The following is a 22,653-nucleotide window of genomic DNA, read 5'->3' on the forward strand; positions in this document are numbered from 1 at the left end:
GTATGAGGATCATGGGTGGGAGAGACGAACTGGTAGAACTGCTCGGCCGGGCCGGGCTGGAGGTCGTGCGGGACCGGCGGGTCGAGGAGGTGCTGCCGCCGCCGTTCGCGTGGCGGCATGTCGTCGGGTGGGAGACCGAGCCGACCGTCGCGGTGGCGGACGACCGGCCGGACCTGGTCGCCGAACTCAACGCCCAGTGGCACCGGCTGGCGACCGAGACCGGGATCCTCGGCGGCGACGGGGTGTTCCTCGTCGACTTCTCCGGCAACGGGAGCTGGGTGCGGGTCCGGCTCACCGACGACTGGGATCTGGCCGGAGTGCTGGGCCCGCGGCCGGGACAGCCGGAGTTCCTGACGCTGTCCCTGGACGGCGACACCATGGTGGGCGCCACGACCGAGGAGTACGCGGTCTGGCTCGTCGCCGTCGACCGGCTCAGGGAGCGGCGGGAGGCGGCGGCGCTGGCGGCCGCCGAGGAGAGCCCGCAGGACCGGGCGGACGCCTGGGAGGGGCTGTTCCGGGGACCGCAGGCCCGCGGGAGACTGCTCGACGCGTGGGCGAGCGGACTCTCGCTCAACCCGGCGCTCCCGAAGGAGCCGCGGTCCCAGCTGTGGGAGAGGTCTTCCTACGGGATGTACAGCGTCCTGCCGACGGAGGCGGTGGACGCGGCACTGGCCCATCCGGACTGGAAGACGCGGTCACGGGCTGCCGAGGTGCAGCCGAACATCACGCCCGAGCAGTGGTCCCGTGTGATCCTCGGCGAGCAGGACGACCGCCAACGGTGGGTCCTCACCCTGCTGGCCGCCGATCGCCGGGCCGAAGTCCCCGAGGACACCTGCCGGACGCTCGCCGCCGACCCGTCCGCCCGCGTGCGCTCCGAGGCCGCCCGCCTCCGGGGACTGCCCCCGTCCCTGGCCGTCGCGCTGGCCGCAGACCCCGACGGCGGGGTGCGGTACGTGGCCTGCAAACCGGCCTGGCCGCACCTCGACGCCCCGGCACGGCACGCACTGCTGAACGACCCCGAGGCCAAGGTGCGAGCGCAGGCGCTGCTGCTGCACCACCAGGACCACCCGATGCCCCGCTCGGTGTACGGGGCACAGGACGTCGGGGCCCACGTGCTGGAGACCTGCCGGCTGGAGCGCGGCCTCGCCGAGTACCTGGTGCGCAACGGGGAGCCCGGTGAGCGCAGCTCCCTCGCCGCGAATCCCGGGCTGGACCCTGATCTGGTGGCTGTCCTCGGCGAGGACCCCGATGCCGGCGTCCGCTTCGTGGTGTCCCTCCGCGCCGACCTCACCGAGGAGCAACGCGCCGGTATCCTCTACGAGTTCGACCCGCGAGGCCGTTACCACCCGCTCGACTGGGTCGTCGCCCTCCACCAGGACGACGAGGCCATGCGCCGCCTGGCAGCCTCCTCTCACCCCGTTGTCCGCAGAAGCGTCGCCCGCGCCCGACACCTCCCGCCCGACGTCGTCGAACGCCTCGCCCACGACGAGGACCGGGTCGTCCAGCTCTTCCTCGCCGAATCCTGCGACGACGCGCCCGCCGACATGCTGATGCGGGTGTGGCAGTGGTGGGACGGCAGCCTCACGGCGCCCGACCGTCCCCGTGGTCATCCGAACTTCCCCCGCCGGGACCTCGTGCGGTACGCCGACGACCCGAACCCGCGGATGCGCAGGCTCGCCCTCGACGACCCGGAGTCCACACCCGAGCTGGTCGAACGGCTCAGCCGGGACAGGAACGAAGAGGTGCGCTACCGGGCCGTCTGCGACCCGCGACTGTCTCCGGCCGCCGCGGCCCGGCTGCTGGAGGATCCGCACGAGCACATCCGCAATGCGGCCGCCCGGCACCCCCACATGCCGGCCGGAATCCTGGTCCGACTGCTGCGCCAGGGCGGCGGCTCCGCGGAGACCGCCGCCCGGAACCCGGCGCTGCCCGTCGAGGTCATGCGGCGGATGGTCGACCGGATCAGTGCCTCCGCCACCGCAGCCGACTGACCCCGACGAACGTCACCAGAGCCGCCGCGGTGCACAGGGCGTTCACGCAGAACTCGTCCCACAGTGACCCAGAACCGGGCACCGCGGCCCGCGCGAGGCGCTTCACGCCCTGGCCGACCGCCAGCGCTGCCACGAAGGCGGGCAAACCGTGCCGTACGCCCACGGTCACTTCGTCGAACATGGCGCACACCGTCCCGACGAGGAGCGTGAGCGACACCGTCTCCCAGCCGAGCGCGGCCGCACCCGCCCCCACGGCCAGCAGGAACAACCACACCCGCAGAATGGGCAGGAGCTCCGAGGGCTGGGGTGGCTCCGTCGGAGGCCGCCGAAAGAACCGTCGGACACTTCGTACACCGTCGCCCATGTGCTCTCCCCCGTCCGCGTGCGTCGCACTGAGTGGGACACGCGGCCGGGGGAGACGGTTGCACGGCTGTCCTCAGGGCTTGAGGCGGACGATCCGCAGAGTCGTCGCGGTCGGGGAGAAACCGTTCAGTGGGGTGGCGTACGACGGTGTCACCGGAGCGTACGCCCAGGTCAGCGTCCCGTCCTTCTGGGCGGCAGGCCGTCAGGAACCGCCTTCACTTCGACCTCCAGCCGCAGGACCGCACCCGCGACGAGGAGGTCGATCGCCTCGGACTGAGGCCGCCCCGGCGCCCGCCCAAAAGATCAGCCGGGCACGTCCGCCCCGAGCAGCGTCCGCGTGAGCTGTTCGGCGTAGGCCACCGGATGCTGGGCGGCGCCGAGATGACCGCCGGGAAACTCGACGAAGTCGCCGTGCAGCTCCTTGGCGAGCAACTCGGCTGTGCGGTAGAGGAGTTGGCTGCGTGAGTCGGTGCCGGCGGTGAGGGTGAGCCGGGGCCCCGATGGAGCCGCCGTCGGGATGTACGCGGTGAAGGGCCGCAGGACGTGGGCCAGGGAGATCGCCATGGGACTGGCCAACTCCTCCTCCCTGGAAAGAGGTTGGCCCTCCGGCAGCTCGCCGGCCGCCCGCTCCTCCAGCAGGGCGGTCATGCGGGCTCCCGCCGCGGCGAGACCCCGGTCGCGGTAGACGTCGCAGACCTCCACGAACCCGGCCCGCTGCCGTGCCCCGTCCGGCAGCACGCTCACACACGGCGGCTCGTGCGCGACGACGTGCAGCAGCCGCTCCGGGTGCCGGGCGACCAGGTCGAGGGCGGCGACACCGCCCGCGCTGATGCCGTGGACATACGCCGACTCGCCGTCCGGGAGCGTCGCGTCGAGCACCCGCCGCGCCCCGCCGCTCCAGTCCTGGGGCCGCTGGTCCTCGACGGGCGCGCCCAGCCGTCCGTGGGCGAGGCCGAGTGGGTCGTAGGTGACGACGGTGAAGCGCCCGGCGAGTGCCTCCGTCATCGGGCCGAGGCCCATGGGGTGGCCGGCGCCGCCGGGGATCAGCAGCAGGACGGGGCCGGTGCCGGTGACGTCGTAGTGAAGATGCGGGTCGGCCATGGTCTCTCCTCAGGGGTCGTGTTCGTCCTGGCAGGCGTCGAAGCCGCCCGCCGCCCGCGGCGTGCTCCCGGCCCGGCGAGACGGTCGGCGGGCAGGCCTGCTCCAGGACTCACGGGAGGAGGCTACCCGGGGTGCCTCGGTCGTCGGCCAGCGATTTTCAGAGAGCGGGAACAGGCTCAAGTGCCTTGCGCGGACAGTAGATTCACGCCATGAGTGACGACGAGGAGTACCAGGACAAGAGCCCGGCCGCCGCACGGATGGGGAAGGCTGCCGAGTACCTGGTCGCGGCTTCCTCCATCCTCGCCACGGACGGCGAGCTGAACGTCTCCACCTCGCTCGTGGACGACGAAGGCGTGGACCTCGTCTTCCACCGGCGCGGCAGCACCGCGACCCTGGCCGTGCAGGTGAAGGCCAGGATGTCCACCGGGGTCCTGGTCCGACGGGGCACGCTGATGGCCTTCGTCCGGTCGCAGACGTTCCAGCCCCGGTCCGACCTCGACATGCTCTTCGTCGCCGTGGACGTGGAGCAGGGGGCGATCTGTCACGGCAGTCAACGAGCAGCCCCGGAAAAGGTCACCCATTCGCCCCAGGAACTCCCGTTCCCCTCCCGACAGCAAAGGACCACAGAACATCCCAGGCCGGAGGAGACCCTCATGACGCACAACGGAACATGCGCATCCAGCACGGACACTCACCCACGCTCACCAGAGGTCACTCATGCTGGGCAAACCGGCAACAGTTCCCGACCCCGCCGGACCACCTATGATCACGTACGGTCACTGGCAATGTCCACTCCGTAACTCGTACAACCCGGAGCGTACGAGTTTCGTGCCTGGCCGACTCCCGTCGCTCCCGGGACGGTTGGGGCATGCACGCAGAGACCGATCTCCAACCTCCCGTCGTCGTCAGCACGTTCACCCAGCTCTTCGCCTGCACCCCGCCCGGTGCCCGGCGGGCCCGACGGCTCGTCGCCAACCGGATGGACGTCTGGGGCTACGCGCACGGGAGCGAACCGAACGAGGACGTCACCCTCGTCGTCGCCGAGTTGGCCGCCAACGCCGTACGGCACGGTCGGGTGAGTGGGCGCGGGTTCCGCGTACGACTGCTGCGCGCGAGGAGTCGTTGCGGGTGGAGGTGAGCGACGCGAGGGTGGATCGGCTGCCGGTGCCGGCGCGGGAGGCGGACGAAGGAGGGCGGGGGCTGCTGCTGGTCGAGGCGCTGTCGGAGAAGTGGGGCGTCGAACTCCGGCCGGGCGGGGCGTACAAGACCGTCTGGGCGGAGCTCCGAGTGGGGTCGTGCGCCGACTGACTCCTCCTATGGCGCGGCCTGCCGACAGTCGGCTTCCGTGGACCGGTCGTGCAGGTAGCGGGACTGTTCTGGAGGGGTGAGGCCAGTGTCGACGGCCGCGCAGATGTCGTGGATCGCGCGGCCCGGGTCGGGCAGGTCGACGTTCCACAGGCCGACGGAGCCGTCCGTGCCGATGGCCAGGGTGTGTCCGTCGGGGCTGAACGCCACCGCTTCGGGTGAGCGCGTCGGCAGGGTGAGTCTGTTCTGGCTGGTGGCGAGGTCCCACAACTGGACGTCTCTCGCGCCGCTCGCGGCCAGGGTGCGCGCATCGGGGCTGAAGGCCAGCGACGCCACTTCACCTTCGACACGGAAGCCGTCCTGGAGCCGGCCGGTGCGCGCGTCCCACATCGTCACCGATCCGCGACTGCCGCTCGCGGTGGCCAGGGTGCGCCCGTCCGGGCCTCCTGTCGCACCACATCCCGCGATGCCCAGGGGCGCGGGACACGGGCGCCGAAAGTCGTTTCCGTGCCGGTGGCGGCGGCCCTAAGGTTGCCCAGGTTGTCCGAGACCTGGGGAGGGGCATGGCGTGCAAGGCGAGGCGTGACGGAGAGTCCGACGGCCGCACGGCTTCCCCGAAGTCCGACGACGAGCCGCGCCCGCTCTGGCGGCAACGCGACTTCGCCGTCTTCTGGGCCGCCCAGACCCTCTCCGTCCTCGGTGACTCCTTCGCCCTGATCGCGCTGCCCCTGCTGGTGCTGGAGGCCACGGGCTCCCTCGCCCGGATGGGGCTCCTGACGGCGGTCGGCGGTGCCGCCTCGGTCGTCGCCGCCGTGTTCGCGGGCGTGGTGGTGGACCGGGTGGACCGGCGCCGGCTGCTCATCGGCTGCGATCTCGTGCGCATGGTGCTGTACGGGGTGATCCCGCTGGTGTGGCTGTTCGGGCCGCGGGTCTGGCTGCTGTACGCGGTGCTGCCGGTGTGCGAGGCGGTCGGCATGCTGTTCGCCGTCGGGTACGTCACCGTCGTACGGAGTCTCGTCGGTACCGGTCAACTCACGGAGGCCAACGGGCGGTTGAACGCGACCGCCGCCGCGGCCGGGGTGCTGGGGCCGGTGTGCGCGGGTGTGGTGGCGGCCTGGACCGGCCCCGCCACGGCGGTCGGCGTGGACGCGGCGAGCTTCGGGGTGTCGGCGCTGTGCACGTACTTCGTACGGTTCCGCTCCCGCCTCGCCGAGGCACCCGAACGCACCGGCCTGTGGCGCGACCTGCGCACCGGGGTGGCGTTCCTGCGCGGGCACCCGGTGCTCCGCTCGCTCACCCTGCTGCTGTTCGTGTTCAGCTTCCTCACCCTCGGCCTGAACGACCTGGTGATCTACCACCTCAAGCACGACCTCGGCCACGACGACGGCACGGTCGGCACCGTCATGGCCGTCGGCGCGCTCGGCACCATCACCGGCGCCCTGCTGGTGGCGCGGGTACGCCGGCGGCTCGGCTTCGGCGCGGTCTGGACCGGCTCGGTCGCGCTGTGCGGGCTCGCGTTCGCCGGCATCGGCTGGGCCCGCGACGTACCGGCCGTCGCGGCGCTGTGCGCGGTCTTCCTCGCCTGCGGCGGCATGGCGGGAACCTGCTCGATGTCCCTGCGCCAGGAGGTGACCCCGGAACCCCTCCTGGGCCGCGTCACCTCCGCCTTCTGGACCCTCCACTACTCGGCGGCCCCGATCGGCGCGGCCGTCCTGACCTGGGCGGCGGACCGGCAAGGCACAGCGCCGGTGGGTCTGGTCGCCGGTGGGTGCTGCGTGGTGATCGCGGTAGCCGCACTGTTCACTCCCGTACGACGGGCGGGGCGACCCTGACCGCACCCTGCGCGCTTCACAGGTCGTGAACCGCCGACCGAGCTGTGGAGACGAAGGCCAGCAGCGACAGCCAAAAGGGGTCGTAGTACTGGTCGAACTCGGTGAGTGCGCTCGAATCGCCGGCGATCGCCGCCTCTAGGACACGGTAGGGAGGCCTGGTCGCGAGGCGCAGGTTTTCCGCTGCTTCAGCCACGGTGTCGGGGCCCTCCAGGTTGATGACCCATATGACGTGGCGCAGCTGCGCGTATTCCTCGCGAAGGCCCGCCCTTACCTCCTTCAGTGCGGGCAACTGTTCGATACGTGGTACGGCTGAGGCGTGGATGTCCGAAATCATCCAGTACAACTCGGCCATCTTGTGGGCCTGCTCGATGAGGCTCACATACGCGGTCCGGCGTGCCGCGCTGATCCGGACCACGCGTTGGGTTTTCTCGGCCGTGTTCGCCTGAATCTGTGCCGCGCGCGCCGTGCCGCGGCTGGTGACCCAACTGGCCAGCACGGCTGTGCCGGCGGTCAACGAGGAGAACCAGAGGGCGGAGTCGGTCATGCGGGGGATTGTTCCCCGGTGAGCACGCGATGAATGCTCCGCTCCTACCGCAACCCGCTACCGCACGAATTTCGGCCAAGTCCCTTTTGCAGGCTGTGCGTTGGGTCAGTTCGGGTGGAAGCCCGACGTCACCCGTTGACCCCCGAATAATGCCGAAGACTCCACCCCCACAGCACCCGCGCCCCCAGATACGCCACCACGCCCAGCAGCGGCGATATCGCCGCCAGCCAGTACGGGACGCCCGTGTCGTGGCCGTGGCCCGTCAGGATCGCCGCCGGGAAGTAGGCGACGAAGGCGAGGGGGAGGCCGTAGGTGAGGAGGCCGCCCACCGCCTTCGGGAGGACGTTGAGGGGGTAGCTGCCGAAGGTGCCGAGGAGTTCCTCCAGCCAGCGGCTCCAGTAGTCCGCGGCCGGGAACCGCAGGCCCGCGCAGGTGATCGCCGTGAAGAGGGCCGCCTCCAGGAACATGCCCCCGACGACCGCGGCGATCAGGTAGGAGATCCGGCCCGGCGTCCAGTCCAGCTGGCTGCGGCTGAGCGCGCCGACCATCAGGCCCACCGCGACCGTCAGGTCGCCGATCGCGTTGGTGGGGAAGAAGGCCAGCTGGAGCTGGCGGTACACCGGCATCGGGCGGGTCAGGTAGATGTCGATCCTGCCCTCCTGGATCTGCCGGCCCGCGCCGTGCACCCGGCCCAGCAACAGGACGAACAGCCCGTGCGCGAGCATCCGCGTCGCCGGGATCAGCAGGACCTCCGAGCTGTCCCAGCCGCCCATCCCGGTGAACCGGGTCAGCAGCACCGTGGCGAACACGATCACCGACACCTGCCAGATCGCACCGATCGCGATCATCAGCAGGAACTCGGTGCGGTACTCCAGCTGCGCACGGAAGTTGAGACGCGTGACGCGCCACGCGATCCGCATGCCGTTCACAGGCCTCAGCCTCCCTGGGAGATGACGCGACGGGCGGCCCGCCGCCACAGGAAACGGGTGAACAGGAACAGCGCCACGACCCAGAACGCCTGGATCGCCAGCTGCCCGAAGGCGTCGGACAGCGGGATGCGTCCGATGTAGAGGGAGAGCGGCACGCTCAACGTGGCCTGGAACGGCAGGAATCCGCTCAGCGTGATGAACCAGTCCGGGAAGAACCACAGCGGCGCGTACACACCGGACAGCAGGTTCTGCGCGAAGATCAGGATCAGCATCGCCGCGTTGTTGCGGACCGTCCAGAAGCACAGCTGGTCCAGCGTGAGCATCACGAAGTACAGGACGCCCTGGCCAAGGAGCAGACTCAGCACGAACACCCCGGCCACGGCGGCCGACCTGGGCGGTTCCACCACCCCGGCCGCCAGGCAGACCAGATAGCCGCCGAGCGCCCACGCGAAGCCGTACAGCTGCTCGCCCAGCGCCCGCAGGGCGTGGTAGCGCTGAGGCGGCAGCGGGCGCAGATACCAGTAGACGATCGTGCCGAAGTGCATGTGCTGCAGCACGGTGTCCCGGCCCGCGTACTGGTCCAGCTCCCTGATCCGGGAGGCGAGTACGGCCAGCACGGCATAGGTGACCGCCTGGCCCTCCGCGAGGCCCGCGGTGGTGCCGGTGTGCGCGTACAGACCGTGCCACAGGGAGGCCACCAGGACTACCTGGACGGCCAGTCGGACCAGGACGGCCGTCATCCGGGGCGGTGCGTGCAGCTCGCCGAGCGGGGTGACCCGGGCGGCGCGCCAGGCGTGCAGGACGGCCATGTCAGACCGCCTCGGTCGCGGGTTCCGCGTGGACGTAGGCCGCCCGCATCACGTCTTCGAGGTCGGCCTCGTCGATGGCGACGCCCGTCACCTCGTACCGCTCGATGACCGCCTTCAGGGCCTGGTGCACGGTGGGGGAGTCCGGTCCGTCGGGGCTCTCGGGGCCGAAGACGACCTGCGGGCCCTCCTTGCGCAGCACCGCGATCCCCGGCAGCGGCACGACGTCCGTGTGCGCGTCGGCGAGGGTCGCGCGGACCTGCCAGGTGGAGCCGAACTTGCGGCGGATCTCGTCGAGGCTGCCGTCCAGGACGAGCCTGCCGTGGTTGATCAGGACGACCCGCTCGGCGAGCCGCTCGACCTCGGTCATGTCGTGGGTGGTCAGCAGGACCGTACGGCCGCGCTCCTCGACCTGGTGGCGCAGGAACTCCCGCACCTGCTCCTTGACCACCACGTCCATGCCGATGGTCGGCTCGTCGAGGAAGACGACCGGCGGGTCGTGCAGCAGCGCGGCCGCCAGGTCGCAGCGCACCCGCTGGCCGAGGGAGAGATGGCGGACCCGGGTGTCCCAGAACGTGGACAGCTCCAGGATGGCGTCGAACTCCGCGAGCCGGACCGCGTGTTCGGCCTTCGGCACCTCGTAGATGTCCCGGAGGATCGAGAACGACTCGCGCACCGGCAGGTCCCACCACAGCTGCGTGCGCTGCCCGAACACCGCGCCGATGTTACGGGCGTTGCGTTCGCGATCCTCGTACGGCACCACGCCCGCCACCCTGGCTTCGCCCGAGGTGGGCGTGAGGATGCCGGTGAGCATCTTGATGGTGGTGGACTTGCCGGCGCCGTTCGGGCCGAGCAGGGCGAGGAGTTCGCCGGGCGCCACGTCGAAGGTGATGTCCGAGACGGCGTGCTTGGCGACCCGCTCCGGATTGACCAGGGAGCGCAGGGTGCCGCCGAGGCCGGGGCGGCGGACGGTGGTGTGGAAGGTGCGGGACAGGCCGCGAACCTCGATGCTTCCGGGCACGCTGGGACTCCCTTGTTGCGAACAAGAGGTGCGGCCGGTCGGCTTGGAAGGCCGACCGGCCGCGGGTACCCCATGACCGTCGCAGAATCCCGATCACACTGGCAATGGACTAACCCACCGGAGAATTGGACTAATCGATCACCGTCCAAGCACCGAGAAGACGAACGAGAACTCCGTCGGCTCGGCCCGCAGGTGGTACTGCGGCAGGGGGCCGGGACCGCAGGACTGCGAGCCGACTCCGTGGTGGCCGTGGTCGAGGTTCACCCACACCGTGTCACCGGGGCGCAGATCCGTCAGATGCGTCGCCGCGTCCAGCTGCTCGGTCGTCCAGCGCCGGGCGGTGAAGGAGAACTCCGGGTCCCCCTCGATCCGCAGCCCGCCGAGCTCCACCCAGCGGACGTCGGCCCGGGCGCCGTTCTCCTGCGGGCGCAGATACGGCGTCTGGAGCTCGTCCACACTGGCCTGCCAGCGCCCGACCATGGACGCCTTCCGGGTGTCCGGGTAGGCCTCGCCGGGCCCGCCGCCGAACCACTTCACCTGGTCGGCCTCGGCCAGTCCGAGCCTGATGCCGAGCCGGGGCAGCGGCTGCGTCCACTCGCCCTCGGGGCCGACGGACACCGTCAGGCGCAGCCGCGAGCCGTCCGAGGTCCAGCGGTACGCGACGGCGAGCCCCACCTCGCGGGCGGCGGGCGCCACCCGGGTCCGGACCGTCAGCGCGTCCTCGCCGAGCTCCACCGAGTCCAGCCGGTGCTGCATCCGGTGCAGGCCCAGCGTGCGCCACAGCGCGCTGTACTGGATACCGGAGCTCCACTCCATGCCGTCGTCGTTGTCGGTCGTCGCCCGCCAGACGTCCAGCCGCGGGTTCTCGACGGCCACCCCGCCGATCGCCTTGAGAGCGCCGGTACGGCCGTCGAAGGACGCCGGGCCGAGGGTGATCAGCTTCTCGCCGCGCACCGGCCGGTCGGTGGCCGCGACGGAGGGCCGTGCCGGTGAAGAAGCCGGCAGCTGGCCCCACGCGACGACATGGCCCTTCGCCGCCCAGGCCGTGTCGGACGCCAGCAGCGCCCGCACGGTCCACTGCGCCTCCGCACCCTCGTGCGCCGGCGGCTGCGGCAGCTTCAGGTCCGCCAACTCACCGGGAGCCAGCGCGGGCACCGACAGCGTGCCGGCCTCGACCGTCTCGCCGTCCACCTGGTACGACCACTCGAAGGCGAGCGCGGACAGGTCGGCGAAGTCGTACTTGTTCGTGACGCGTACGGCGCCCTCGGCGCCCTCGATGCGGACGGGCTCGATGACCTTCTTGTACTCGATCAGGCCGGGGGAGGGCGTGCGGTCCGGGAAGATCAGGCCGTCGCAGACGAAGTTGCCGTCGTGCAGCTCCTCGCCGAAGTCGCCGCCGTAGGCGTAGCCGAGCTCGGCATGGCGCACGCCGTGGTCGATCCACTCCCAGATGAAGCCGCCCTGGAGCCGGTCGTACTTCTCGAACAGCTCCTGGTAGTCGGCGAGGCCGCCGGGGCCGTTGCCCATGGCGTGGGCGTACTCGCACTGGATGAACGGCAGCCCGCGCCGCCCCAGCGTGCCCCCGTCCAGCTCCTTGCCGATCTGCTCGACCTCGGCGTGGGTGGCGTACATGCGCGAGTAGACGTCGGTGTCCCGGCAGTTCCAGTCGCCCTCGTAGTGCACGAGCCGCTCGGGGTCGCGCCCGTGGATCCACTCGGCCATCGCGGTCAGACCACGGCCGGTGCCGGCCTCGTTGCCCAGCGACCAGAAGACGATGGAGGGGTGGTTCTTGTCGCGCTCGACCATGCGGGCCGCACGGTCCAGGAGGGCCGGGGTCCAGCGGTCGTCGTCGACGGGGTTGTCCCGCCAGCCCTGCTCGGTGAAGCCGTGGGTCTCCAGGTCGCACTCGTCGATGACCCACAGGCCGTACTCGTCGCACAGGTCCAGGAAGGCCGGGTGCGGCGGGTAGTGCGAGGTGCGCACGGCGTTGATGTTGTGCCGCTTCATCAGCAGCACGTCCTCGCGCATGGTCGCGAGGTCGAGGGTGCGGCCCCTCTCCGGGTGCCATTCGTGCCGGTTGACGCCCTTGAACAGGATCGCCTTGCCGTTGACCTTGATCAGGCCGTCCTCTAGCGCGACCGTACGGAAACCGATCCGCAGCGGGACCCGCTCGCCCTCGGTGACCAGTTCGCCGTCGTAGAGCCGGGGGCTCTCGGCGCTCCACGGGGCCACCAGGGCCGTCACGGACTCACCGGTGGCGACATCGATGTCGAGCGCGGGGACGAGCACCCGCCCGTCGACGTCGGAGTCGACGCGCAGGGTGCCCTCGCCGCTGAGGTGGTCGTAGGAGGCGTGCACGAAGAAGTCCTGGACGCTGCCCGCCGGGCGGTGCAGCAGCGTGACCTCACGGAAGATGCCCGGCAGCCACCACTGGTCCTGGTCCTCCAGGTAGGACCCGGCCGACCACTGGTGCACACGGACCGCGAGGACGTTGCCCTTCGGCTTCAGCAGATGGCCGACCGCGAACTCGTGCGCGAGCCGGGAGCCCTTGAACTCGCCGATGTCCGTGCCGTTGAGCCAGACCCGGGCGCAGGACTCGACACCGTCGAACCGGATGACGGCGCCTCCCTCGGAGAGAGCGGGCCAGTCCTCCGGCAGGTCGAAGACGCGCAGGTGGTCGCCGGTCGGGTTCTCGGTGGGGACGTGCGGCGGGTCCACCGGGAAGGGGTAGAGGTGGTTGGTGTAGGCGGGCAGCCCGAAGGCGCCGTCCCCCTGGAGGACCCAGTGCCCGGGGACCGTGACCTCGGCCCAGCCGTCGGCGTCGTATCCCTCCTCGGCGAAGGAGTCGTCCTCGGCGTCTGCGGTCGCCGAGAGCCGGAAGCGCCAGGCGCCGTCGAGGGGCAGAACCTTCGCGTCGGAGGTGGCGTACCAGGCGCGGGGCGGGAGGGCCCCGCTGCCCGGGGACACGTCCTCGACGTAGTCGAAAGCGCTGCTGGTGGTGCGGAAGGACATCGGTCTCCAGGTCCTGAGAGAAGGTGTCAGCCCTTGATGCCGGTCTGCGCGATTCCCTGGACCAGCCAGCGCTGGAGGAAGACGAACACGAACACCAGGGGCAGGATGGAAATGGCGGTGGCCATGAAGATCAGGTGGAAGTTGACGGTCTGGTTGGTCGTGAAGGAGGACAGTGCGACCTGGACGGTCCAGGAGCTCGGGTCCTGGCCGATGACCAACGGCCACAGGAAGGCGTTCCAGCCGCTGATGAACGTGATCGTGGCCATCGCCGCGAAGAAGTTCAGCGAGTTGGGTACGACAATGCGCCAGTATGCGCCCCAGTAACCGAGCCCGTCCACGCGTGCCGCCTCCTCCAGCTCCTTCGGGAACCCGAGGAAGTACTGCCGGAAGAGGAAGCAGGTGAAACCACTGAACAGGCCCGGGATGATCAGACCGCGGTAGGTGTCGATCCAGCCGAGGGACGAGACCAGCACGAAGCTCGGCACGAAGGTGACGGCGGTGGGGACCATCAGGGTCGCGAGGACGACGTAGAAGACCTTGTTGGCGTGCTTGTAGGGGATGCGTGCGAGGCCGTAGCCGGCCAGGGAGCAGATCAGCAGGGTGCCGACGGTCATGGAGACGGCGATCACCGTCGAGTTCCACATGGACCTGGCGAAGTCGACCGTCGGGTCGCTGAACAGCTCGCTGATGTTGCCCCACTGGAAGGAGGGGAGCAGTTTCCAGTTCTCGCCCGTGATCTCCGGGTCCGTGGAGAGGGAATTGCGGAGGATCAGGTAGAAGGGGAGCAGGAACAGCAGGGCGGCGACACTGACGGCGATGTACAGGCCCGCGTTGCCGAGGACGCCGCCGCGCTGCTTGCGGCGCTCCTTGCCCACCTGAGGTGCGGTGGTGGTCACTTGGAGTCCTCCCCCCTTCCGAAGCCCATGAACTTGCCCTGGAGGAGTGTGACGGCGCAGATCAGCACCGTGAGGATGACGGCGCCCGCGCTGCCGGCGCCGTAGTCCTGGTTGTCGCCGAGGGCTGTCTTGTACAGGACCATGAGCGGCGTCTGACCCCAGGTCGCCTTGGTCGTGACGATGTTGAAGAACTCGTCGAACGCCTGGTAGGCGGCGACGAGCAGCAGCAGGATCACCGCGGTCGAGGTGGCGCGCAGCTGGGGCAGCGTGATGTACCGGAAGGTCTGCCAGCCGGACTTGGCGCCGTCGATCGCGGCCGCCTCGTACAGCTCCGCCGGGATGTTCTGCAGCGCCGCCAGGAACAGGATCATGTAGAACCCGGACTGCAGCCACAGGCGTACGGTCACGATGACCAGCCAGTACCAGGGCGGGTTCGGGTCGGACAGGTAGGCGATGTTGTCGACGCCGAACCAGCCGAGCACCGTGTTCATCAGGCCGAAGCGGACCCCGGTGAAGATGGACATCTTCCAGATCAGCGCGGCGGCGACGTAGGACACGGCGGTCGGCAGGAAGAACACCGACCGGAAGAACGCCCGCATGAACCGCAGCCGGTGCACCAGCATCGCCAGGGCCAGGGACAGGGCCCAGGTGAGCGGCACGATGAGCGCGGCGAACACCGTGAACGTCACCAGGGAGCCGGTGAAATTGGCGTTCGTCAGCATGCTCTTGTAGTTGTCGAGGCCGATGAACTTGCTCGGCGTGACGGTGAAGCGCGCGTCGAAGAAGCTGAGCCAGATGCTCCAGACGATCGGCACGAAGACGAAGATCGCCAGGCCGATGAGGAACGGCCCGGTGAAGAGCCAGAAGTTGAAGGTCGGGTTGCCCCGTAGGCCCCGCCGCGGCCGGGCCGGTGAGGCCTTGGCCGGGGCGGGCTGGGCGACCCCGCGCGTGGTGGTGGTCGACATGTCGTGGTTTCTCCGTCGACCTATCCGAAGAGCTTCTTGAGCTCTGCGTTGACCTTCTTCTCCGCGGTGGCGAGCGCGGCGTTCGGGTCGCCGTTCTTACGGACGCTGTTGGCGAACGCGTCGGTCAGGGCGGTGATCATCGCCTGGGTCCAGCCGATGTTGTCGAAGTGCCCGAACTCGTTGAAGAGCTTGACGCCCTCGGCCGGCAGACCCGTCTTGAGCTTGGTGGCGGACTGGGCGATGGAGGTGCGCGGCGGGATGTGGAAGCCGTACGAGGTGGCCCAGTCCTCCTGGTACTGCTTCTGGTCGATCCACAGCCACTTGACGTATTCCTTGGCCGCGTCGACGTTCTTGCCCTTGGCGTTGACGAACATCGACCAGCCGCCGTTGTAGACCGACTGCTTGCCGTTGTCCCCGACCTTGGGGAAGGGGAAGACGCCGAGGTCGTCGCCGAGGGCCTTCTGCATGGCGGGCATCGCCCACATGCCGCAGAACTGGATGGCGCACAGGCCCTGGTTGATCGTGGACGGGTCCCAGTAGTCGGCCGGGGCGTCAAGGAGCAGGTTGCCGCTGGTGAACAGTTGGCGGAGCTGCTTCATGCCGGCGACGACCGCGTCCGTGTGGAAGGCGGGCTTGTTGTCGGGGGTGAGGGTGTCGGCGCCGGCCGACCAGAGGAGCGGGTTGATGGCCGGGGTGAGGTCGTTGCCGAGGAAGACGCCCTTGACCTTGCTGGTGGTCAGCTTCTCCGCCGCCACGAGTAGCTCGTCGAGGGTGGTCGGCACCTCGACCTTGGCCTTCTCCAGCATCGACTTCCGGTAGAAGAAGAACTGCGGGTCGTCGATCATGCGGACGCCGTATATCTTCCCGTCCACCGTGTGCGACTTGATGTCGGCCGGATTGAAGTCGTCCTTGACCGGGTCGATGATGTCGGTCAGGTCGGCCACCTGCCCGCTCTTGACCATCTGGATCTGCGGGTGGAACTCGAAGACGTCGGGCGCCTTCTTGGTGAGCAGGGCCGCGAAGAGCGCGGACTCGAAGTTGCTGCCCGTGATCCAGTTGGTCCTCACGTCGGCCTTCTTGTAGGCCGCCGCGTACCGCTTGATGGCCTGCTCCGTGCCCGCCTCGCCGTACGCGTGGAAGTACTGGACGAGCCCGTCGCCCGATCCGCCACCGCTGCGCCCCGTGTTGCCGCCGCACGCGGCCAGCCCGCCGGCGGCGGCAAGACCCATCCCGGCCTGCAGAACGCTTCGACGGTTCCAGTGGTTGTTGCTCATTGCCGACATGCTGACGTCCTTGTCTCGAATACGGCTGCGACTCTGTGCCAAGGCTCTGCGGCTCAGTGCCAGGTGGCTCAAATGGACCTGCGGTGCGGGACGTTAACCTTCGGCTAAGGCTTCGGCAAGGGGTTGGACGAAGTCTGCTCGAAGCGTTGTGCGGCGTTCGGGATACCGGACGGCTCGGGATCGCGGGCCGCCGCACCAGCGGCCCGCAACCCCCTTGCGGATGTGCTGTGTTAGTGCCTGAACCAGGCCTGGTTGGTCCCGCCGTTGCAGGTCCACAGGCCGACCTTGCTGCCCTCGGCCGTCGCCTGTCCGCCGACGTCCAGGCAGGTGCCGGACGCCTCGCTGACGACTTGGCCGTTGGAGTTCAGCAGCCATTGCCGGCTGCCGTCACGGGTTGCCTCCGGGCTCGTCGTGAGTCCCGAACTCCCCGCGGTCAGATAGCCGTTCACGCCCTTCAGACGGCCCTTCGCGTCGTACGACCACACCTGCTCGGGCCCGCCCGTGCAGCTCGTGATCACCGCACCCGAGGCGTTCGCGGTCAGGCACTTGCCGGACTGCTTGCCCTGGAGCGCGCCCGCGACCACCGACGTGCCGTGGCCCTTCTGGTCCAGGACGTACGTCGTGATGGACCGGGCCGGCAGGGTCGCCGAGGCTGTGCCGCCCTTGACCGACGGCTTGGTGACGTTCGCCCAGCTCTCGGTCGCCGAGGTCCGCACGGCCTTGCTCGCGCGCACCGGAGCCTTGCTGTTGAAGTGCAACTGCAGGGCGGTGTCGGTGGTGTTGTGGTTGTTGACCACCGCCACCCACTTGCCGTGGTCGTCGTACGTCGACACCTCGACGCCGTCCGGTACGCCGGTCACGTTGTGCGCGACCGAGCCCGGCCGGACGAACTTGCTGTACTGGCCGAGCGCGTAGTAGCGCTTGGTGAAGTACAGGGTCTGGTTGCCGTTGCCGGCGTAGTTCGGGTCGTAGTAGATCAGGCCGTCGTTCCAGCCCTCGTCGTTGCGCGCGAGAGCGTCGGAACCGATCATCTCGGACAGGGCGACCCACCACTGGAACGCCGAGTCGTGCGCGGTCGCGAAGTCCTTGTAGATGATCCGCGAGAGATTCAGACCGCCGTCGATCGTGGGGTCGTACTCCTGCGCCCAGCCCGTGCCGCCCTTGCCGAAGCAGCAGATCTCCGTGGACCAGGACTGCTTGCCGACCGACCTGGACGTCTCGTAGATCTTCGCCCGCTGATCGTCGCCCGGGTTGTTGTACGTGTGGTGGGCGAGCTTGTCGACGTACTGGGCGGTGCCCGGCTGCGAGATCCACTGCGGGACCTCGGTGTTGAAGCTGACCGTGCTGCTGGACTCGTCCGCGATGATGCCGGTCCGCTGGTGCCGGGCCCGTTGCTCGGCGCCCAACGCCCGCACGATGTCGTCGCGTTGGTCGACCGGGACCAGCATGCCCTCCTGGCCGCAGTCGTCGAAGCTGTTGGTCGGCTCGTTGAACGGGCTGATGTAGTCGAACTTCACGCCCTGCTGGGCGAAGTGGGCGGTGACGTCGGCGACGTACTTCGCGTAGTCCTGCGTGTTCTCCGCCTTCAGATAGCCGCCGCAGCTCTTGGCGTTGGTCTTCCACCGCGCCGGCGCGCTGTTGACGAAGGCGATCAGGTCCTTCACGCCGTACTTGGCGGCCGCGTACAGGAACGTACGGCCCGCCCTGTCCTTGCTCCAGTCGTAGGACCCGTCGTCGTTCACGAAGGTCTCGGGGGCGCGCGGCGCGTAGGTCACGCCGGTTCCGCCCCCGCCGATGTTGTAGCGGTAACTGCTGAGCGCCAGGCCGTCCTTGGAGAACAGCAGCCTGGACACCCGGGCCTGGACCTTCGGGTCGAAGTTCTTCAGGTCGTTGACCCACCAGGCACCCGAGGCACCGATGTTGTCGATGGTCTGGGCGGCGTGCGGGGAGACTTCGGCCACCGTGGGGGTGGCGGCCGACGCCGGCGGAGCGGATATCAGCGGTCCCGCGACAGCGAACGCGGCTGCGGCTGTCAGCAGGGCCGATCTCCTGCGGTGGGGGTGAGACACGTGCATCCCTTCCGTCGTCATGAAGGTGGTGCGGTACGGCTCCTAGCGGGAGTTGTGCGCCTTCGGGCGTGCCGGGGTGGTGCGTTTCACGGACCTCTGCCCGACCGACTGGAGAGCCCCTTCGAGCGCGAACGTCGCCGCGCCCAGGCACGCCGGGTCCGTCGGGATCGGGGAGAGGACGATCTCGGTGGCGGCCATCGGCCGGGGCAGCGCGTGCCGGGCGACGGCCTCGCGCACCTCCGCGACCAGGGGCTCCCCGAGGGCGGCCGCGACCCAGCTGCTGAGCACGACCACCTCCGGGTTGAACAGGTTGACCAGGTGCGCGATGGAGGCGCCCAGATAGCGGGCGGTGTGCCGGACGACCTCGATCGCCACCGGGTCCCCGGTGCGCATCCCCCGGGCCAGAGCGTCGACCGTCGCCGTCTGGTCGCCCGGGTGCAGCAGTTCGCTGTCGGGGCTCAGCTCCCGCAGGTTCAGCATGATCCCGGGCGCGCCCACGTACGTCTCCACGCAGCCGTGGTTGCCGCAGCGGCACAGGCGTCCGTCCAGGACGATCGTGTTGTGGCCCCACTCGCCGGCGCTGTTGGACACGCCCCGGTGCAGTGCGCCGCCCAGGACGAGCCCGGCCCCCACGCCGGTCCCGAGGGTGACCACCACGGCGTTCCCGCTCCCGCGCGCGGCCCCGAACCACAGCTCCGCCACGGCGACGGCACGCAGCGGGTTGTCCAGGTAGAGGGGGTAGGCGATGTACTCGGAGAGCAGGTCGACCAGCGGCACGTCGTGCCAGTCCCAGTTGGGCGCGTACTCCGAGATGCCGGTCGCGCGGTCCACCTGCCCCGGCACGCTCACGCCCACGCCGAGCACCCGGGCGCCCTCGATCCCGGCCTGGGTGACCACCGAGCCGACGGCGGCGGCGACATGGCCGACCACCTGCTCGGGGAGGCTCTCGCCGGGGTGGACGTCCTCCTCGGCGCGGGCCAGGACGTTCAGCGCGAGGTCGAACAGCTCGACGTGGACGTACGTCTCCGCGATGTCGACGCCGATCAACGCGCCCCCCGACGCGTTGACGGCCACGAGGCCCCTCGGACGCCCGCCGGCCGACTCCTCGAACCCGACCTCCGTGATCATCCGGAGATCGAGCAGCTCGCCCACGAGCGTGGCGACGGTGGCCAGGCTCAGCCCGGTGGCCGCCGCCAGCTCCTGCCGGGAGGTGGGCGACTCGGCGATGATCTGGCGCAACACCTCATAGCGGTTCGCGGTGCGGATGTCGCGTGATGTGCGCTTCACCGGGCCTGCCCCATCCCTTCGCTCATGCCGGGACGACAGTGGCACCGGCGCGGCGCAAGGCTATGGGCAGCGAGGGACTTTGTACAAGGGGTTAGGAAAGGGGCTTTATAAAGTCAGTCGGCGAGTACGGTCCGCACGAAGGCGTTGGCGAATTTTGCCTCGGGGTCCAGCTCACGCGCCAGCTTCCGGAAGTCGCCGAGGCGCGGGTAGCGCTCGCCCAGCACATCCGTGGGCGTGGTGAAGACCTTCCCCCAGTGCGGCCGCGCGTCGAAGGGGGCCAGTGCCTCCTCCAGTCCGCGCACCACCGGAAGGACGGCCGCGGTGTCCTCGATCCAGGTGAAGTGCAGGGCGACGGTGTCCCGGCCATAAGAGGGGCTCAGCCACTGCTCGTCGGCGGCCACGGTCCGCACCTCGCAGATCTGGAGCACCCCGGCGACCGTCTCCCGGACGGCGTCCACCGCGTGCAGCGCCTCGACGGCGTACGCGCGCGGCAGCAGGTACTCCGACTGGAGTTCGGCCCCGCTGCTCGGCGTGAACTCGGCCCGGAAGTGCGGCAGTCGGTCGTGCCAGGGCCCCGGCACCCCGAACTGCTCGGTGCAGTTGACCGCGGGCATGCCCGGCACCGGGTGCATCTTCTCGCCGGCGGGCGCGGCCCACGGGAAGTCCGCGAGGGGCTGGTCCGTCCGCCGCTTGACCCAGACCTGCCGGAAGCCCGGCGCCCCCCAGTCGGTGAACAGGCTGACGCTGTACGCCGTCGACATGACCGTTCCGAAGGCCGCCGAGTCCAGCCCGGCGAGGGGGAGTTCGGTGAAGACGTACTGCTCCACGTCGAAGGACGGCACGAGGTCCAGGGTGAGCGCGGTGACGACACCGAGCGCCCCCAGGGAGGTGACCGCGCCGCCGAAACGCGGGTCGTCCCGGCCGATGGTCAGCGGGGAGCCGTCCGCGGTGACCAGCTCCACCTCACGCACGGCCGACGCGAGCGGACCGTTGCCGACGCCCGAGCCATGGGTGCCGGTCGCCACCGAGCCGGCCACCGAGATGTGCGGCAGTGACGCCATGTTGGGCAGCGCGAGACCGTGGGTCTGGACCGTGCGGGCCAGTTCGGCGTACCGGACGCCGCCCGAGACCCGTACCGTACGGGCCTCGGTGTCCACGTCGATCACCGGCGGCAGGTCGGCGATCGACAGCAGGACGCCCTCCGGGCCCGGCTCGGCGATCTCGTTGAAGGAGTGCCCGCTGCCCAGCACCCGCACCCGTGCGCTGTCCGCGACCAGGGCGGCGAGCCCGTCGAGCGAGCGGGGCCGGTGCAGTTCCCTGGCGGAGTAGGTGATGTTCCCCGCCCAGTTGGTGATCGTCTCCGACATGTCCGTCGTTCCTCCCGGGAGTGCGTATGCGTTGACCCTCTCATTTGTCGGGGCCTACGGTAGAGAGCGTTTTCTACAACCTTTCCGCAGGTATGGAGGGCCATCACCTTGCCCGAGCGACCTCAGGCGCTGTTCGCCATGACCGCGGAGAACGTGCCGCTCGTCTTCCCGCCCGAGGTGCTGGCGCGACTGCGGGAATGGGTGGACATCGACCCCGCTCTGGTGGCCGAGGATCTCACCGACCCGGCCTTCGCGGACGTCCTGGCCCGCACAGAGATCCTCGTGACCGGCTGGGGCTGCCCCCGGCTGGACGCGGCCGTCCTCGACGCGGCCCCGAAGCTCCGGGCCGTCCTGCACTCGGCCGGGTCGGTCAAGGGCTTCGCCACCCCCGAGGTCTGGCGGCGCGGGATCGCCGTGTCCTCGGCCGCCGAGGCCAACGCGGTGCCCGTCGCCGAGTACACGCTCGCCATGATCCTGCTCGCCGGCAAGGACGTCCTCGTGCGCCGCGAGCGGCTGCGTGCCGAGCGGGCCGCTCCCGGCTGGGGGGTCGTGCCCGGCATCGGCAACCACGGGCGGCGGGTCGGGGTGATCGGGGCGTCCCGGATCGGGCGGAAGGTGATCGAGCTGCTGCGGCCGTTCGACCTTTCGGTGAGCCTGAGCGACCCGTACGTCGACGAGGCGGGGGCCGCGGAGCTGGGCGTCCCCTTGATGGGGCTGGACGACCTGCTGAGCACCTCGGAGATCGTGACCGTCCACGCCCCGGAGACCCCCGAGACCCGGCACCTGATCGGCCGCCGCGAACTGGCCCTGATGCCGGACGGAGGGGTCCTGATCAACACCGCGCGGGGGAGCCTGGTCGACACGGACGCCCTCGTGGACGAACTGCGCACCGGCCGCCTGTCCGCGGTCCTCGATGTCACCGACCCGGAGCCGCTGCCCGCCGACTCCCCCCTCCACGACCTTCCGGGCGCCTTCGTCACCCCGCACCTCGCGGGCTCACAGGGCAACGAGCTGGCGCGGCTGGGGCTGGCGGTCGCCGAAGAGGCGGAGCGGATGGTGTCCGGGACGGGGCTCGCGTTTCCGGTGGACTACGCCGGGCTGGAGCGGACGGCCTGAGCTGCGGATTTCGTTGTCATTCGGCTAATTCGCAGTCCAGAGGGGCTGAATACTGGTCTCGGAGCCGCTGAATCAGTAGCGTCCTGGTTCATGGTTCCCGATCGGCTTCCCGAGACCGACCTCACCCGCCACCGGCGCCTGCGCGAGCAGGGCAGTCTGGACCGGGCCGACCTGGAGGCGATCCTCGACGCGGGGTTCGTCTGTCACCTCGGGGTCGTGGTCGAGGGGCGGCCGCTGGTCGTGCCCACGGTGTACGGGCGGGACGAGCGGCAGCTCTACCTGCACGGCTCGGTCGCCAGTCGCAGCCTCGCGGGCGGTGTGCCGGTCTGTGTCACCGTCACGCACGTCGACGGGCTGGTCCTCGCGCGGTCCGTCTTCGAGCACGGCGTCAACTACCGCAGCGCCATGATCCACGGCGAGGCCCGCAAGGTGACCGACCCGCAGGAGAAGCTGGCGGGCCTGCGCCTGCTGACCGAACACGCGGCGCCCGGACAGTGGTCGTACGCCCGGCAGCCCAGCCGGAAGGAGCTGGCGGCCACCACCCTGCTCGCCCTCCGCCTCGACGAGGCCTCCGTCAAGATCCGTACCGGCGCGCCCGACGACGGCGACGGACCCGACGCCGAGCTGGGGCTGTGGGCCGGTGTGCTTCCGCTCACCTCGGTGTGGGGCACGCCGGTTCCGGACCTGACACTGCCTCCGGAAACACCCATACCGCCCCACATCGCACGCCGTGAGGGGACCCGGCACGGATGATGTCCGAGCGAGG

General features: G+C 70.1%; 21 protein-coding genes. 7 read left to right on the forward strand and 14 right to left on the reverse strand.

Translation table 11 applies throughout. The features are described from left to right. Positions 1 to 11: 11 nt before the first annotated feature. Positions 12 to 1,991 (forward strand): hypothetical protein, encoded by a 1,980-nt coding sequence (locus H293_RS0116315; protein ID WP_020118929.1) that lies wholly within the window; start codon positions 12 to 14, stop codon positions 1,989 to 1,991. Here the strand turns inward: H293_RS0116315 and H293_RS0116320 are convergent. Both H293_RS0116320 and H293_RS0116325 read right to left on the reverse strand, forming a co-directional pair. After that, complete coding sequence (locus tag H293_RS0116320) at positions 1,963 to 2,265, reverse strand: hypothetical protein (RefSeq protein ID WP_020118930.1); 303 nt, start codon at positions 2,263 to 2,265, stop codon at positions 1,963 to 1,965. The genes H293_RS0116315 and H293_RS0116320 overlap by 29 nt on opposite strands. A 392-nt stretch (positions 2,266 to 2,657) precedes the next feature. Further along, positions 2,658 to 3,455 carry an alpha/beta hydrolase gene (locus tag H293_RS0116325; protein ID WP_020118931.1) on the reverse strand — a complete coding sequence of 266 codons (798 nt, stop codon included), beginning with the start codon at positions 3,453 to 3,455 and terminating at the stop codon, positions 2,658 to 2,660. A gap of 209 nt (positions 3,456 to 3,664) precedes the next feature. On the opposite strand from H293_RS0116325, the gene H293_RS60155 reads away from it, so the two are divergent. From H293_RS60155 to H293_RS61410, 3 genes are all read left to right on the forward strand, one after another. Next, the gene (locus H293_RS60155) at positions 3,665 to 4,255 is read left to right on the forward strand and encodes a hypothetical protein (RefSeq protein WP_020118932.1); all 591 of its coding nucleotides are present in this window, start codon (positions 3,665 to 3,667) and stop codon (positions 4,253 to 4,255) included. A 68-nt stretch (positions 4,256 to 4,323) separates the two neighbouring features. Continuing rightward, the gene (locus tag H293_RS61405; protein ID WP_310591883.1) at positions 4,324 to 4,593 is read left to right on the forward strand and encodes a hypothetical protein; all 270 of its coding nucleotides are present in this window, start codon (positions 4,324 to 4,326) and stop codon (positions 4,591 to 4,593) included. Next, positions 4,584 to 4,763, forward strand: a complete 180-nt coding sequence (locus tag H293_RS61410) for an ATP-binding protein (protein WP_020118933.1) — start codon at positions 4,584 to 4,586, stop codon at positions 4,761 to 4,763. The genes H293_RS61405 and H293_RS61410 overlap by 10 nt, the downstream gene beginning before the upstream one ends. Before the next feature lie 6 nt (positions 4,764 to 4,769). On the opposite strand, the gene H293_RS49630 is transcribed toward H293_RS61410, so the two are convergent. Then, positions 4,770 to 5,150, reverse strand: a complete 381-nt coding sequence (locus tag H293_RS49630) for a WD40 repeat domain-containing protein (protein ID WP_020118934.1) — start codon at positions 5,148 to 5,150, stop codon at positions 4,770 to 4,772. Positions 5,151 to 5,323: 173 nt separating this feature from the next. Between H293_RS49630 and H293_RS0116345 the strand changes: the two genes are divergently transcribed. Beyond that, entirely contained in the window at positions 5,324 to 6,592 is a 1,269-nt protein-coding gene (locus H293_RS0116345; RefSeq protein WP_020118935.1) for an MFS transporter, read from the forward strand. Between the two features lie 16 nt (positions 6,593 to 6,608). On the opposite strand, the gene H293_RS0116350 is transcribed toward H293_RS0116345, so the two are convergent. From H293_RS0116350 to H293_RS0116400, 11 genes are all read right to left on the reverse strand, one after another. Continuing rightward, positions 6,609 to 7,136, reverse strand: coding sequence for a hypothetical protein (locus H293_RS0116350; RefSeq protein WP_020118936.1), 528 nt, complete (start codon positions 7,134 to 7,136; stop codon positions 6,609 to 6,611). 128 nt (positions 7,137 to 7,264) lie between these two features. Next, complete coding sequence (locus H293_RS0116355) at positions 7,265 to 8,065, reverse strand: ABC transporter permease (RefSeq protein ID WP_020118937.1); 801 nt, start codon at positions 8,063 to 8,065, stop codon at positions 7,265 to 7,267. 5 nt (positions 8,066 to 8,070) lie between these two features. Next, the gene (locus H293_RS0116360; protein ID WP_020118938.1) at positions 8,071 to 8,874 is read right to left on the reverse strand and encodes an ABC transporter permease; all 804 of its coding nucleotides are present in this window, start codon (positions 8,872 to 8,874) and stop codon (positions 8,071 to 8,073) included. A gap of 1 nt (position 8,875) precedes the next feature. After that, positions 8,876 to 9,892, reverse strand: a complete 1,017-nt coding sequence (locus tag H293_RS0116365) for an ABC transporter ATP-binding protein (protein ID WP_020118939.1) — start codon at positions 9,890 to 9,892, stop codon at positions 8,876 to 8,878. 138 nt (positions 9,893 to 10,030) lie between these two features. Further along, complete coding sequence (locus H293_RS0116370; protein WP_020118940.1) at positions 10,031 to 12,904, reverse strand: glycoside hydrolase family 2 TIM barrel-domain containing protein; 2,874 nt, start codon at positions 12,902 to 12,904, stop codon at positions 10,031 to 10,033. 26 nt (positions 12,905 to 12,930) lie between these two features. Then, positions 12,931 to 13,800 (reverse strand): carbohydrate ABC transporter permease, encoded by an 870-nt coding sequence (locus H293_RS0116375; protein WP_020118941.1) that lies wholly within the window; start codon positions 13,798 to 13,800, stop codon positions 12,931 to 12,933. Then, positions 13,797 to 14,765, reverse strand: a complete 969-nt coding sequence (locus H293_RS0116380; RefSeq protein ID WP_020118942.1) for a carbohydrate ABC transporter permease — start codon at positions 14,763 to 14,765, stop codon at positions 13,797 to 13,799. Before H293_RS0116380 ends, H293_RS0116375 begins: the two co-directional genes overlap by 4 nt. 20 nt (positions 14,766 to 14,785) lie before the next feature. Beyond that, positions 14,786 to 16,048 (reverse strand): ABC transporter substrate-binding protein, encoded by a 1,263-nt coding sequence (locus H293_RS0116385; RefSeq protein ID WP_033415440.1) that lies wholly within the window; start codon positions 16,046 to 16,048, stop codon positions 14,786 to 14,788. Positions 16,049 to 16,278: 230 nt separating this feature from the next. After that, entirely contained in the window at positions 16,279 to 18,123 is a 1,845-nt protein-coding gene (locus H293_RS0116390) for a glycoside hydrolase (RefSeq protein ID WP_020118944.1), read from the reverse strand. Between the two features lie 36 nt (positions 18,124 to 18,159). Beyond that, positions 18,160 to 19,404, reverse strand: coding sequence for an ROK family transcriptional regulator (locus H293_RS0116395; protein ID WP_020118945.1), 1,245 nt, complete (start codon positions 19,402 to 19,404; stop codon positions 18,160 to 18,162). A 113-nt stretch (positions 19,405 to 19,517) separates the two neighbouring features. Continuing rightward, positions 19,518 to 20,771, reverse strand: a complete 1,254-nt coding sequence (locus H293_RS0116400; protein ID WP_020118946.1) for an FAD-binding protein — start codon at positions 20,769 to 20,771, stop codon at positions 19,518 to 19,520. Positions 20,772 to 20,879: 108 nt separating this feature from the next. On the opposite strand from H293_RS0116400, the gene H293_RS0116405 reads away from it, so the two are divergent. Both H293_RS0116405 and H293_RS0116410 read left to right on the forward strand, forming a co-directional pair. Further along, on the forward strand, positions 20,880 to 21,887 hold the full coding sequence (locus tag H293_RS0116405; RefSeq protein ID WP_020118947.1) for a hydroxyacid dehydrogenase: 1,008 nt from the start codon (positions 20,880 to 20,882) through the stop codon (positions 21,885 to 21,887). A 90-nt stretch (positions 21,888 to 21,977) separates the two neighbouring features. Further along, entirely contained in the window at positions 21,978 to 22,640 is a 663-nt protein-coding gene (locus tag H293_RS0116410) for a pyridoxamine 5'-phosphate oxidase family protein (protein WP_020118948.1), read from the forward strand. Positions 22,641 to 22,653: the final 13 nt, after the last annotated feature.

This window comes from Streptomyces canus 299MFChir4.1, from assembly GCF_000383615.1.
GTDB lineage: Bacteria > Actinomycetota > Actinomycetes > Streptomycetales > Streptomycetaceae > Streptomyces > Streptomyces canus_C.

What these genes read in the sequence shown, in the direction of transcription:
- H293_RS0116315 (WP_020118929.1), top strand. Translation starts at nt 12, where the DNA reads ATGGGTGGGAGAGACGAACTGGTAGAACTGCTCGGCCGGGCCGGGCTG.
- H293_RS0116385 (WP_033415440.1), bottom strand. Translation starts at nt 16,048, where the DNA reads ATGTCGGCAATGAGCAACAACCACTGGAACCGTCGAAGCGTTCTGCAG.
- H293_RS60155 (WP_020118932.1), top strand. Translation starts at nt 3,665, where the DNA reads ATGAGTGACGACGAGGAGTACCAGGACAAGAGCCCGGCCGCCGCACGG.
- H293_RS0116410 (WP_020118948.1), top strand. Translation starts at nt 21,978, where the DNA reads ATGGTTCCCGATCGGCTTCCCGAGACCGACCTCACCCGCCACCGGCGC.
- H293_RS0116325 (WP_020118931.1), bottom strand. Translation starts at nt 3,455, where the DNA reads ATGGCCGACCCGCATCTTCACTACGACGTCACCGGCACCGGCCCCGTC.
- H293_RS0116350 (WP_020118936.1), bottom strand. Translation starts at nt 7,136, where the DNA reads ATGACCGACTCCGCCCTCTGGTTCTCCTCGTTGACCGCCGGCACAGCC.
- H293_RS0116380 (WP_020118942.1), bottom strand. Translation starts at nt 14,765, where the DNA reads ATGTCGACCACCACCACGCGCGGGGTCGCCCAGCCCGCCCCGGCCAAG.
- H293_RS0116345 (WP_020118935.1), top strand. Translation starts at nt 5,324, where the DNA reads ATGGCGTGCAAGGCGAGGCGTGACGGAGAGTCCGACGGCCGCACGGCT.
- H293_RS49630 (WP_020118934.1), bottom strand. Translation starts at nt 5,150, where the DNA reads ATGTGGGACGCGCGCACCGGCCGGCTCCAGGACGGCTTCCGTGTCGAA.
- H293_RS0116390 (WP_020118944.1), bottom strand. Translation starts at nt 18,123, where the DNA reads ATGCACGTGTCTCACCCCCACCGCAGGAGATCGGCCCTGCTGACAGCC.
- H293_RS0116360 (WP_020118938.1), bottom strand. Translation starts at nt 8,874, where the DNA reads ATGGCCGTCCTGCACGCCTGGCGCGCCGCCCGGGTCACCCCGCTCGGC.
- H293_RS0116400 (WP_020118946.1), bottom strand. Translation starts at nt 20,771, where the DNA reads ATGTCGGAGACGATCACCAACTGGGCGGGGAACATCACCTACTCCGCC.
- H293_RS0116370 (WP_020118940.1), bottom strand. Translation starts at nt 12,904, where the DNA reads ATGTCCTTCCGCACCACCAGCAGCGCTTTCGACTACGTCGAGGACGTG.
- H293_RS61405 (WP_310591883.1), top strand. Translation starts at nt 4,324, where the DNA reads ATGCACGCAGAGACCGATCTCCAACCTCCCGTCGTCGTCAGCACGTTC.